This window comes from Methylobacterium bullatum (genome assembly GCF_014845095.1).
Classification (GTDB): Bacteria; Pseudomonadota; Alphaproteobacteria; order Rhizobiales; family Beijerinckiaceae; genus Methylobacterium; species Methylobacterium bullatum.
Genome location: NZ_NKUG01000189.1, coordinates 1 through 11,364, shown reverse-complemented (window position 1 = coordinate 11,364; position 11,364 = coordinate 1). Strand labels below are relative to the sequence as shown.

At 67.3% G+C, this 11,364-nt stretch carries 11 protein-coding genes and 1 pseudogene; 10 read left to right on the top strand and 2 right to left on the bottom strand.

The features are described from left to right. Nucleotides 1-457, bottom strand: a 457-nt coding sequence (locus tag MBTS_RS21325) for a pilus assembly protein N-terminal domain-containing protein (protein ID WP_425324820.1), incomplete at its 3' end; no start/stop codon positions are given. A 458-nt stretch (nt 458-915) separates the two neighbouring features. Between MBTS_RS21325 and MBTS_RS21320 the strand changes: the two genes are divergently transcribed. The 9 genes from MBTS_RS21320 (at nt 916) to MBTS_RS21280 (ending at nt 9,918) form a co-directional block, all read left to right on the top strand. Further along, nucleotides 916-1,083 carry a Flp family type IVb pilin gene (locus MBTS_RS21320; RefSeq protein ID WP_056144408.1) on the top strand — a complete coding sequence of 56 codons (168 nt, stop codon included), beginning with the start codon at nt 916-918 and terminating at the stop codon, nt 1,081-1,083. Nucleotides 1,084-1,363: 280 nt separating this feature from the next. Further along, entirely contained in the window at nt 1,364-1,870 is a 507-nt protein-coding gene (locus MBTS_RS21315) for an A24 family peptidase (RefSeq protein WP_192216423.1), read from the top strand. Between the two features lie 194 nt (nt 1,871-2,064). Then, nucleotides 2,065-2,871: a Flp pilus assembly protein CpaB gene (cpaB, locus tag MBTS_RS21310; protein ID WP_192216422.1), complete on the top strand. Its 807-nt coding sequence runs from the start codon at nt 2,065-2,067 to the stop codon at nt 2,869-2,871. A gap of 34 nt (nt 2,872-2,905) precedes the next feature. Beyond that, nucleotides 2,906-4,381, top strand: coding sequence for a type II and III secretion system protein family protein (locus MBTS_RS21305; RefSeq protein ID WP_056144791.1), 1,476 nt, complete (start codon nt 2,906-2,908; stop codon nt 4,379-4,381). A 76-nt stretch (nt 4,382-4,457) separates the two neighbouring features. Then, nucleotides 4,458-5,192: a CpaD family pilus assembly protein gene (locus MBTS_RS21300; protein ID WP_147832561.1), complete on the top strand. Its 735-nt coding sequence runs from the start codon at nt 4,458-4,460 to the stop codon at nt 5,190-5,192. A 71-nt stretch (nt 5,193-5,263) separates the two neighbouring features. Then, on the top strand, nt 5,264-6,508 hold the full coding sequence (locus MBTS_RS21295) for a CpaE/TadZ family protein (RefSeq protein WP_056158144.1): 1,245 nt from the start codon (nt 5,264-5,266) through the stop codon (nt 6,506-6,508). Between the two features lie 27 nt (nt 6,509-6,535). After that, the gene (locus tag MBTS_RS21290; RefSeq protein ID WP_147832560.1) at nt 6,536-7,984 is read left to right on the top strand and encodes a TadA family conjugal transfer-associated ATPase; all 1,449 of its coding nucleotides are present in this window, start codon (nt 6,536-6,538) and stop codon (nt 7,982-7,984) included. Next, nucleotides 7,981-8,949: a type II secretion system F family protein gene (locus MBTS_RS21285; protein ID WP_056158150.1), complete on the top strand. Its 969-nt coding sequence runs from the start codon at nt 7,981-7,983 to the stop codon at nt 8,947-8,949. Before MBTS_RS21290 ends, MBTS_RS21285 begins: the two co-directional genes overlap by 4 nt. A 6-nt stretch (nt 8,950-8,955) precedes the next feature. Beyond that, entirely contained in the window at nt 8,956-9,918 is a 963-nt protein-coding gene (locus MBTS_RS21280) for a type II secretion system F family protein (protein WP_147832559.1), read from the top strand. An 8-nt stretch (nt 9,919-9,926) separates the two neighbouring features. Here the strand turns inward: MBTS_RS21280 and MBTS_RS21275 are convergent, their stop codons facing one another. Then, on the bottom strand, nt 9,927-10,736 hold the full coding sequence (locus MBTS_RS21275) for a tetratricopeptide repeat protein (protein WP_018042739.1): 810 nt from the start codon (nt 10,734-10,736) through the stop codon (nt 9,927-9,929). Nucleotides 10,737-10,936: 200 nt separating this feature from the next. Here MBTS_RS21275 and MBTS_RS24140 point away from each other — a divergent pair. After that, nucleotides 10,937-11,364: pseudogene (locus MBTS_RS24140) on the top strand (leucyl aminopeptidase family protein); the annotation flags it as partial.

Sequence of the window (11,364 nt, the reverse complement as noted above, 5' to 3'; positions counted from 1 at the left end):
GGTTGCGGCGGGCATCGGCCTGTCCGCTCACGTCTCCGAAATACTTCGTCGCGTCGCCCAGCTGCATCGACGGCATGCAGTTCGGGGTGCAGGAATAGGATTCGCGGTCGAGGCCGCGCTGGACCGTGACGATCGACCCCTGTGCGGCCTGCACGCTGATGGTGGTCTCGGCGAGCATCGTGCCGGACGCGTCGAGGGCGATGAGGTTCGTCGAGCCGAAGCTCTTGCCGGTGAGGATGACGATCCCGTTCCGCTGAAGGGCGACATCCGCCACGAGGGGGTTGCCGACGATGACTGTCTGCGTCCGCTCGGGCAGGCGAATGACCTTGGCATTGTCGACGCTCACCGCCACGATGGCCGGCGCCGTCTCTGCGAAAGCGGGCGCCGCGCCGAGAGCGAGGAAGAGAGCGATGCCCGCCGCTCGGGCGCAACGCTGCAAGGGCGAGGGTGTCGGCATTGACCGGTGGCCCATGGCTCGGGTGATCTCGGCTGCGACGGCGAGGTTTCGACAGGAGCGCGCGCACCGGAGGGGTCGGCCGCCCTTGTCGTCATGACAGTCTTATCGGCGTGTTGGTAAACGAAGATCTAACACCGAAAGGTGGTGCGCAGCCGTCTTTCCGGCTTCGTCCATGTCCGCTGCTGCGTCTCAAGCGCTTATTGCCCGTGCGACAGTTGCGGCCCGTAATATTTCCCGGATCTCCGCCTGTAACCCCGTGCTGGATCTACTGAAAAAGTATTCATTTTCCATTTAAAGTTTTTTTACCAAACCCCAACCGAGGGGCGCGTGAGGCCGTTTTCGGGCCCGGATTAACGTAATTTCAAGACGGAACAGTCCATCTTCATCCTCAGTCGCCGGTCGAAATACACCGCTCCTCGACGGCCACTTCGCAAGACGAACCATCAAGGAATACGATCATGTCGAACCTCTTCAAGCGTTTTGCCGCCGACGAGTCGGGTGCAACGGCGATCGAATACGGCCTCATTGCTGCGCTCATCGCTGTCGCGGTCATCACCGTACTCACCACCATCGGCACCAACCTGAATGCGACCCTCACCAAGGTTGCAACCGGCGTTAACAAGTAAGATGGTTTGAGGCGGTCCGGGTTCGGACTGCTTCCCTTAATCTTGCGCAAATGGTCGTCCACGCAGGTGATGCGTGGATCGGACACCTCGCCGGACGATCCGCCCCGATCGTCCGGCAGAGCTCGTTGAAGTCCTCCTGCTCGATGTGGACGGTGCGACAGCGAGCGTCGACCTCCGGTGGGGTCCCGACACGGCCTTTGCCGCCGCGACCGAACACCCTGTGGCGACGGCGTTTCACGGGCGACGATCCGACCTTCGACTCCAGACCGAGACGTCCCCGATGGCGAGTGTCACGCTCCTGATCGTCTTCCCGTTCCTGATGGCCTATGCGGCCGCTCGGGACCTGCTGACGATGACGATCCCGAATGCGGTTTCCCTGCTGCTGCTGCTCGGATTCGCGGCCTTCGCCGGCGCGACCGGGATGTGGGGGTGGGATCTCCTCAGTCATCTCGGAGCCGGCGCGGCGACGCTGGTCGTGACGTTCAGCCTCTTCGCGCTGGGCAAGATCGGTGGAGGCGATGCCAAACTCGCTGCCGCCACCGCGGTGTGGATCGGGTTCGACCAATTGGCGCAATACCTGGTCGTCGCTTCGCTTGCCGGTGGCGCTCTCTCCGTGGCGATCCTCGTCGCGCGGGCGCATCCCCTGCCGTCACTCCTCGGTCGCCTTCCCTTCGCCATCCACCTTCACGATGCGAAGACCGGCGTGCCCTACGGCATCGCCCTCTGCCTCGGAGCGCTGATCGTGATTCCGGAAACGGTGACCTGGGCAAGAATGATGGCATCGTGAGGCCGGACACACGTAGCGGGTGAAGTTGCCGGGCCGGGTCCGAAGGTTGACGAACCCTGTGCTTTATCGACCTGACCTATCGTGGGTCGAACAAGATTCGCATGCGTTAGTTTTCGTTAACCGTAATTTGAGGAATCCCGGCGAAGCCTGGACGGCGACGGCAGCAGGCCGTCCTGTCAGGTTCGAACACGGCGATGAAACCAGCCCGCCTTGCCGTCATCGCCATCGCGCTCGCCGCCGGTTCGGGCGCCGCCTTTCTGATGAGCGGCAGCGATGCGCCGCCTCCGGTCCAAACCGTGGTCGAGGCGCCCCCTCCTCCCCCGCTCCCCGTCACGGATGTCCTGGTGGCCGCCGCTGACCTGCCGATGGGGCAGAACATCCAGGCCGCCGACCTTCGCTGGCAGCCCTGGCCGGACCAGGCCATCACCGCCGGCTACATCACGCGCACGGCCTCGCCCAACGGCATGGACACCATCGTCGGTTCGATCGTCCGCACCGCGTTCCTCGCGGGTGAGCCGATCCGCCCGCAGAAGCTAGCGCGGTCCGACGGCGGCTTCATGGCAGCGATCCTGCCCTCCGGCATGCGCGCGGTCGCCATCGTCACCGATACGCGCGGGTCGAGTTCGGCCGGCGGCTTCATCCTTCCCAACGACCATGTCGACGTCATCCGGACCTATCGCGACGAAGACGCCTCGCGTTCCGGGGGCGTCGAGGTCCAGATTTCCGAGACGCTGCTCACCGACATCCGCGTGCTCGCCGTCGGCCAGATCGTTCAGGAGCGGAACGGGACCAACGTCGTCACCGGCGAGACCGCGACCCTCGCTCTGACACCCGCCCAAGCCGAGACCGTCACCCTGGCCCAGAAGGTGGGACAACTCTCCCTCTCACTGCGCAGCCTCATGGATGCCGGCCGGACCGTGGATGCCCCGCCGGAGACTCAGCAGGACACGGCCCTGACGGTCGTCCGCTTCGGCGTCGCCAAACAACAACCGCGTCGCTGAGATGCCGAACCGCGCGATGATGAAGGATTCTCAGATGACCACGAGACACCGGGTCCGCGTGGGCAGCCTGTCCGTTCTCGCGACCCTCGCCGGCCTGGTCCTCGCCGCCACCGCCGTGGCTGCGCCGCGGGACGGGTTCACGGCCGCCCCGATCGTCGATGTCGGCGGCAACGAATCCGGGACCTCGCGTCGCGTCGAGCTGACGACCGGGCGCTCCCTGGTGATCGACCTGCCGCGCGACGCCAAGGAGGTCTTCGTCGCCAATCCGAAAGTCGCCAACGCCGTCGTGCGCTCGACCCGCAAGGTCTTCGTCATCGGCATGGAGGACGGCGCGACCTCGATCTTCATCATGGACGCCGAAGGCCGCCAGATCACCGCCCTCGACGTCACCGTGGCGCGGGACCTCAAGCTCGGAACCCTGCGGCAGATCCTGCTCCAGAGCATCGCGGGCGGGCGGTTCGACATCCGGACCGCCGGCGACTCGTTGATCCTGTCGGGCTTCGTCGGCTCTGCGGCCGAGTCGGCCCAGGCCATGGACATCGCGACCGCCTTCGTCGGCCAGGCCGGCGGTACCCCCGGCGGAGCCGGGGCCCGGGGTGCCGTCATCAACAACCTCACCATCCGGGGCAAGGATCAGGTGATGCTCCGCGTCACCGTCGTCGAGGTGGCCCGGACCGTGCTGAAGCAGTTCGGCGTCAATCTCAGCGGCAACTGGTCCGGCCTCAACCTCGCGAACGTCGCGCCCTTCGGTCTCAATGGCGGCCAGTTCCCGAACGGGAACGAGATCAAGGCGACGATCAACGGAGGCGGCGGAGCGAGTGTTTCGGCCACCTTGCGGGCCTTCGAACAGGCCGGTGTCTCACGCATTCTCGCGGAGCCGACGCTCACCGCGATCTCGGGGGAATCCGCGAAATTCACCGCCGGCGGCGAGATTCCCGTCCCCGCCTCGCAGAACTGCACGGGGGGCGTCTGCTCCATCGGCATCGCGTTCAAGACCTATGGCGTGACCCTGAACTTCACCCCCGTGGTGATGGCGGAGAACCGCATCTCCGTGCGCGTCGCCACGGAAGTCTCCGAGATCGACCAGACCAACTCCTTCACCTTCGTCCAGGGCGATTCCACTGTCGCGGTGCCCGCCTTCACCCTGCGCAAGACCGAGACCACCGTCGAACTCGCCTCCGGCGGGACCATGATGACCGCCGGCCTGATCCAGCAGCGCAGCAAGGCCGCCGTCGGTGGACTGCCCGGCCTCGTGAACCTGCCCATCCTCGGTGCCCTGTTCCGCTCGCGGGACTACCAGCGGCAGGAGACCGAACTCATGATCATGGTCACGCCCTACATCGCCAAGGCGATGGAGGCGAAGCAGGTCGTGCGGCCGGATGACGGCTTCATCGATGCCCAGGACGGTCAGGGCATCCTGCTCGGCCGCCTGAACCGGGTCTACGGCTCGGGCCGCGCCGCGCCGCTGGGCGCCAATTACCGTGGCCGCGTCGGCTTCATCACGGACTGACGCGGCGATCTAAGATCGCGACGCCACGATCTCGCAGGACGAAGCGGCCCAGGCACCATCAGGACCCGACCCCTCAATGTCACTCCTTCCCTTCCGCTCCCCCGTCGCAATCCTCGCGTCGATCGCCCTGGCCACCGCTTTGGGCGCATGCCGTGCCGACCGCGCCGAGACCACCGGCTCGCTCTATCCGGCCGATTACCGGGTCCGCCATCCCATCGTGCTCGCCGATGCCACGCGCTCGCTGGACGTCTTCGTCACCGGGACCGGCCATGTCGATCCGCGACAGCGCGCAGATATCGAAGCCTTCCTGCTGGAATTTCGCCGCTACGGGCGCGGCACCCTCATCCTCGACATCCCGCGCGGGGTCTCGCCGTCGCAGGGTGCCGCCGTGGAGCGGACCGGGGCGGCGATCCGCAGGCTCGGCGCCGACAACGGCATCGGCGGACGGCAGATGATCGTCACCGGCTACGCGGTGGCGGATCCGTTCCTCGCCGCTCCGCTGCGGCTCAGCTTCCAGCGCATGGAGGCGAAGGTCGCCAGCCAATGCGGCGTCTGGCCCCAGGATCTCGGCGTGGGAAGCCCGGGCTTCTCCTCGCGCAACGAGGCCCACTGGAATCTCGGCTGCGCCATGCAGGCCAATGTGGCGAGCCAGGTGGCCGATCCGGTCGATCTCGTTCGCGGCCGGCCGGAAGGGCGCATCGACTCGATCCGGCGCACCGTCGACATCAATAAGCTGCGCGAGGGCAAGGATCCATCAACCATATGGCGTCAGGATGGGAAGACGTCGGTGAAGTCAGCCATCGAGAACTGATCGGCGCGTCCCTTCCCGTCGTTCGACAGAGCTTCGGCCCTCGTTGTCACCCACAGCCCGGACCCCGCCCCATGCCTGACTTCAACGAGTCACCCGAGCGCGTCATCGCTCCGGTGCCGCGGATCACGATCCAGGCATTCTGCGAGACGGGCGAGACGGCCGCGTCGATCGAGGCGGCGGGAAGCGACAGGCGGCTGCAGAAGGCCCAGATCAAGATCCAGATGGGCGGCGGCCCCGCCGCCGTCGAGGCGTTCCGCCACGCGCCCACGCCCAACGTGGTCATCATCGAGACGCAGGGCACGAAGTCGCGTCCCCTGGAGATCCTCGATTCCCTGGCGGAGGTCTGTGACGAAGGGACGAAGGTCGTCGTCATCGGCCACGTCAACGACGTGCAGCTCTACCGCCAGTTCATCCAGCGCGGCGTGAGCGAGTATCTCATGGCGCCGGTGGAGCCGATCGTCCTGATCCAGGCCCTGTCCGACCTGTTCACGGCGCCCGGTGCCAAGCCGGTCGGCCGCACCATCGCGGTGGTCGGCGCCAAGGGCGGCGTGGGCTCCTCCACCATCGCCCACAACCTGGCATGGACCGTGGCGCGCGAGCACGGAATGGCGACGGTCATCGCCGATCTCGACATCGCCTTCGGTACGGCGAGCCTCAACTTCAACCAGGATCCGCCGCAGGGGATCGCGGAAGCGGTCTTCGCGCCCGAGCGCCTCGATTCCAACCTCCTCGACCGCCTGCTCTCGAAATGCAGCGACAACCTCTCGCTTCTCTCCGCGCCGGCCACCCTCGAACGGACCACGGACCTCACCGAGCCGTCCTTCGACAACCTGATCGACCTCCTGCGCGCCGCCGTGCCCTGCGTGGTCCTCGACGTGCCCCATACCTGGTCGGCCTGGACCCGGCGCCTGCTGATCTCGTCCGACGAGATCATCGTCGTCGCCCAGCCGGAGCTCGCCTCCCTGCGTAATCTCAAGAACCTGCTGACCCTGCTGCAGCAGAACCGGCCCAACGACGCCCGGCCGCGCATCGTCCTCAACAGCGTCGGCGTGCCGAAGCGCCCCGAGATCTCGGCCGGTGAGTTCGCCAAGGCCCTGGACGCCACGCTGACGGCCGCGATCCCCTACGATCCGGCCCTGTTCGGCACGGCGGCCAACAACGGTCAGATGATCGCCGAGGTCCAGGCGGGCGCCAAGGCCTCGGACGTGTTCTCGGAGCTCGCAGCGCGCATGATCGGGCGTTCCGAGACGCGTCGTGTCCGCGGGAACCTGTTCGAGCCTCTCCTGTCGCGGCTGTCCCGACGCAAGGCGTCGTGATGGCGGCGCGCTGCGTGGAGGTCCGTCATGTTCGGTAGGAGGAGCCCGGCCTCGGAGATCCCGAAGGCGGTCGCGGTTCCGTCCGCGCCAAAGCCGCAGGTTCCGATTCCCGTCCTCGACGACCAGCCGGGCCTGGCGAAGACCCAGCAGGTGGAGCGGCTCGTCCCCGTCCGGGAGGCGGTGAAATCGGAGGATTACTTCCGCACCAAGAGCATGATCTTCGGTGCGCTGATCGAGGCCATCGATCTGGCGCAGCTGTCTCGCCTCGACGTCGAATCGGCGCGCGAGGAGATCCGCGACATCGTCTCGGAGATCATCGGCCTCAAGAACATCGTCCTGTCCATCGCCGAGCAGGAGGAACTCCTCGACGACATCTGCAACGATGTCCTCGGCTACGGACCGCTGGAGCCGCTTCTGGCCCGCGACGACATCGCCGACATCATGGTCAACGGCGCAAACCGGGCCTTCATCGAGGTCGGGGGCAAGATCCAGCTGACCAACGTGCGCTTCCGCGACAACCAGCAGCTGATGAACATCTGCCAGCGCATCGTCAGCCAGGTCGGCCGGCGCGTCGACGAATCCTCGCCGATCTGCGACGCGCGCCTCCCCGACGGGTCCCGCGTCAACATCATCGCGCCGCCGCTCGCCATCGACGGGCCGGTGCTCACCATCCGCAAGTTCAAGAAGGACAAGCTCACCCTCGACCAGCTCGTGACCTTCGGGGCGATCTCGCCCGAAGGGGCCCGCATCCTGCAGATCATCGGGCGCGTCCGCTGCAACGTGGTGATTTCCGGCGGTACGGGGTCCGGCAAGACCACCCTGCTGAACTGCCTGACGCGCTACATCGACGAGGACGAGCGGATCATCACCTGCGAGGACGCGGCCGAGCTGCAGCTGCAGCAGGCCCACGTCGTCCGCCTCGAGACCCGGCCCGCGAACATGGAAGGGTCGGGGCAGGTCACCATGCGCGACCTCGTGAGAAACTGCCTGCGCATGCGGCCGGAGCGGATCATCGTCGGCGAGGTGCGCGGCCCGGAGGCGTTCGACCTGCTCCAGGCCATGAATACCGGCCATGACGGCTCGATGGGCACCCTCCACGCCAACTCGCCGCGCGAGGCGCTGGCCCGTATCGAATCGATGATCACCATGGGCGGGTTCAGCCTGCCCTCGCGGACCCTGCGGGAGATGATCGTCGGGTCGATCGACATCATCGTCCAGGCGACGCGCCTGCGCGACGGTTCGCGCCGCATCACCCACATCACCGAGGTGATGGGGCTCGAAGGCGACGTCATCATCACCCAGGACCTCTTCGTCTACGATGTGCTCGGCGAGGACGCGAACGGCAGGCTGGTCGGGCGCCATCGCTCCACCGGCATCGGCCGTCCGCGCTTCTGGGAGCGCGCACGCTATTACGGTGAGGAGAAGGCCCTGGCCGCCGCCCTCGATGCGGCGGCCGACAGCGCCGGCAACCCATGAACGCGCTGCAGATGCCCCTCGCCGTCGGGCTCGCGGCGGTGGCCGCCGGGGCCATCGCCTATGTGGTGCTCACTCCCCTCCTGTCGGGGGAGAACCGCGCGGCCAAGCGCATGCGAGCGGTCAGCGTGGTGACGTCCCCCGGCAGTCGCGCGGTCACGGCCAGCCGGCGCGAGCAGGTGGCCAGGAGCCTGAAGGAAGTTGAAGCCAAGCGCGGCGGGACGAAGGTCACGCTCGAACTCAGGATCGCCCGGGCCGGCCTGGATTGGACGAAGCAGAAGTTCCGCGTCGTCTCCGTGCTCATGGCCGTCGTCGCCGGCCTCTTCGTCTTCGTCCTGACCTCGCACAAGCTCGCGACCCTGGCGGCCCTGTTCGCCGGCGGGTTCGGCCTGCCCCTGTGGATGCTGAGCGTCCTGCGCAAGCGGCGCATCGCCGCCTTCATCGCCGAACTGCCCACCGCCATCGACATCATCACCCGCGGCGTGCGCGCCGGCATCCCGGTGGGCGATTGTTTCCGCATCATCGCGCGGGAAGCCGAGGAGCCCATCCGCAGTGAGTTCCGCCAGGTGGTGGAATCCCAGACCCTCGGTCTCAGCCTCGGCGATGCCATGGTGCGGATGTACGAGCGGGTGCCCGTCTCCGACGTCAACTTCTTCGCCATCGTCATCGGCATCCAGGGCCGGTCCGGCGGCAATCTCTCGGAAGCCCTGAGCAACCTCTCCAAGGTCTTGCGCGAGCGCAAGAAGATGGCCGGGAAGATCCAGGCCATGAGCATGGAGGCCAAGGCCTCGGGCGGCATCATCGCGGCCCTGCCCTTCATCGTGGCGGTGCTGACCTACCTGTCGAGCCCGGCTTACGTCTCGCTGCTCTGGACGACGGATACCGGCAAGATGGCCCTCGTCGCCTCCGCGATCTGGATGTCGATCGGGGTCTTCGTGATGAAGAAGATGATCAGCTTCGAGGTCTGACCGCCCATGTTGTCCCTCATCGGCGAAAAGCTCATCGATCCGCGCTTCATCGGCATGGTTCTGGCCGGGGTGGCGGCCGCGGCGACGGCCTTCGCCCTGCTGCAGCCGCTTCTGGAGCCCGACAAGCTCAACAAGCGCATGAAGCTGATCGGCGACGAGCGCGAGGAGCTGCGCCGCCGCGAGCGCGACCGGCTCAACAATCGATCCACCCTGCGCGTGGCGCCGAAGGCGTACATGAAGCGGGTCGTGGACCAGTTCAACCTGAGCCGCTGGCTCGGCACCGATACCGCCCGGCGACAATTGGTCATGGCCGGATACCGCTCGCCGGGCGCGGAGACCGGGTTCCTGTTCTTTCGCATGGTCACCCCGATCGCGGTCGGACTGGCGGCGATCTTCTATCTGTTCGTCCTGAAGGTGCTGGACTACTCCGTCACCGTTCGTCTCATGATGGTCATCGTGGCCCTGCTGCTCGGCATCAAGGGACCGGAACTCTACCTGCTCAATGCCACGAAGAAGCGTCAGGCCGAGATCCAGGCGGCCTGGCCCGATGCCCTCGACCTCGCCCTGATCTGCGTCGAATCCGGGATGTCGGTGGAGCACGCCATCCGCCGGGTCAGCATCGAGACCGTGACCCAGTCGGTCGCGCTGGCGGAAGAGCTCGCCGTCACGGCGGCGGAACTGTCCTACCTGCCCGATCGCCGCATGGCGTTCGAGAACCTCGGCAACCGTGTGGGCCTCGATGCCGTCAAGGCGGTCACCACCGCCTTGATCCAGGCCGAGCGCTACGGCACACCCGTGGGCCAGGCCCTCCGCGTGCTGTCGCAGGAGAGCCGCGACCACCGCATGAACGCCGCCGAGAAGAAGGCCGCCGCCCTGCCGCCGAAACTGACCGTGCCGATGATCCTGTTCTTCCTGCCGGTGCTGTTCGTCGTGATCCTGACCCCGGCGATCATCCAGATCTACCGCTGAGGCGGCGCTCAGCCCCGCGGCATCTCGCCGGCGAGCGAGCGGCTGGAGGATCGGGGGGCTTTCTGCGCCCGGGCCTGGGCGGTCATCGCCCGCAGGGAGGCGGCGTTTGCGGCTGCCTCCTCCGGGGTCAGGTCGCCCCGGGTCAGTTCCTCCGCCTCCGCGAGCTTGCCCCTCAGGCCGAGGACCAAAGCGAGGTTCTGGCGCACCCGTGCATCCGCGCGTGGCTGGGCCACGGCGTTGCGCATCACGGTCTCCGCCTGATCGAGCTGCCTCGCCAGAGCGTAGGAGAGGCCGAGATTGGACAGGACCGTGGGATCGTCCGGCTGGATCTTCAGCGCGGCCTCGTAGAAGCCCTGCGCGCGGGCATGGTCGCCCATCTGGTCGGCCACCGCGCCCTGAGCGGACAGCACGCGCCAGTCCGGCCGGGCCGGGGTATGGGCGTTCTGGAGCACTTCGGCGGCCTCGGTGAACCGTCCGACCTCCGCCAGGGCCTTGCCGTAGGCCGCCAGCACGGCCGAGTTCTTGGCGTTGCGCAGGGCCGTCTGCTGCAGCACGGCCACGGCCTGCGGCTTCTGGTTCGTCGCCTTCAGCGCCTGCGCATAGCGCAGGGCGAGGCCGACATCGTTCTGATCGGCGTTGTATTTCTGGCCGAGCGCATCGACGTCGCGCAGGGTCACCACCTCGCGGCCCGGCGCACGCCCGAACGTCTTGAGGGAGAGCCCGCCGATCGAGCCGGTGGTCTCCGGCGAGCCCGACTGGCAGGCGCTCGCCAGGAGGCCGAGCAGCGTCACGCCGGCGAGACGCAGCGGGAGCGTCATCCCCGTCCGGGCCGGCCGCGATGACGAGGGCTGGTTTGAACGCAACGACACCATGACGTGCTCCGCACGAGCCTGCCGGTCGACGCTTCACGTCGCCGGTCGTGCGGTGATAGACCGTTAACCCTAATCGCCGGTTAACCCCACTTCAGGGCGTCCAAGGGTCAGCCGGCCGCGCCACGCAATGCCCCCGAGATCCGACCCTGCCCCATCTCAGCGCCGACGATCCCGCCGCCCTCCCGATCTTCTGCATCCGGAGCGAGGACTGGAGCAGCTTCGAAGCGGAACTCGGCGCGAGGAACAGGGCCTTCGCCAAGGCGACCGACTTTCAGCCGAAAGCCGGGCGTGTGGCGCTGCTTCCCGCCGAGGATGGCAGCGTGGATCGCGTCCTGTTCGGCCTCGGGGACGGAGCCGATCCGTTCCTGGTCGGCAAGCTGCCCGCGCTGCTGCCCCCCGGAACCTACCGGCTCGAACCCCGGCCCTCCCTCGACGGGCAGGCCGCTTCCCTGGCCTGGCTGCTCGGAAGCTATCGCTTCACGCGCTACCGCAAGCCGCAGCCGAAGGCCCCCGTCCTCGTGACCCCGGAGGGTGTCGATGCCGCCGAGATCCGCCGGATCTCCGAGGCGGTGGC

Coding starts and splice junctions, on each gene's coding strand:
- MBTS_RS21320 (WP_056144408.1), top strand. CDS start 916: ATGTCGAACCTCTTCAAGCGTTTTGCCGCCGACGAGTCGGGTGCAACG.
- MBTS_RS21315 (WP_192216423.1), top strand. CDS start 1,364: ATGGCGAGTGTCACGCTCCTGATCGTCTTCCCGTTCCTGATGGCCTAT.
- cpaB (WP_192216422.1), top strand. CDS start 2,065: ATGAAACCAGCCCGCCTTGCCGTCATCGCCATCGCGCTCGCCGCCGGT.
- MBTS_RS21305 (WP_056144791.1), top strand. CDS start 2,906: ATGACCACGAGACACCGGGTCCGCGTGGGCAGCCTGTCCGTTCTCGCG.
- MBTS_RS21300 (WP_147832561.1), top strand. CDS start 4,458: ATGTCACTCCTTCCCTTCCGCTCCCCCGTCGCAATCCTCGCGTCGATC.
- MBTS_RS21295 (WP_056158144.1), top strand. CDS start 5,264: ATGCCTGACTTCAACGAGTCACCCGAGCGCGTCATCGCTCCGGTGCCG.
- MBTS_RS21290 (WP_147832560.1), top strand. CDS start 6,536: ATGTTCGGTAGGAGGAGCCCGGCCTCGGAGATCCCGAAGGCGGTCGCG.
- MBTS_RS21285 (WP_056158150.1), top strand. CDS start 7,981: ATGAACGCGCTGCAGATGCCCCTCGCCGTCGGGCTCGCGGCGGTGGCC.
- MBTS_RS21280 (WP_147832559.1), top strand. CDS start 8,956: ATGTTGTCCCTCATCGGCGAAAAGCTCATCGATCCGCGCTTCATCGGC.
- MBTS_RS21275 (WP_018042739.1), bottom strand. CDS start 10,736: ATGACGCTCCCGCTGCGTCTCGCCGGCGTGACGCTGCTCGGCCTCCTG.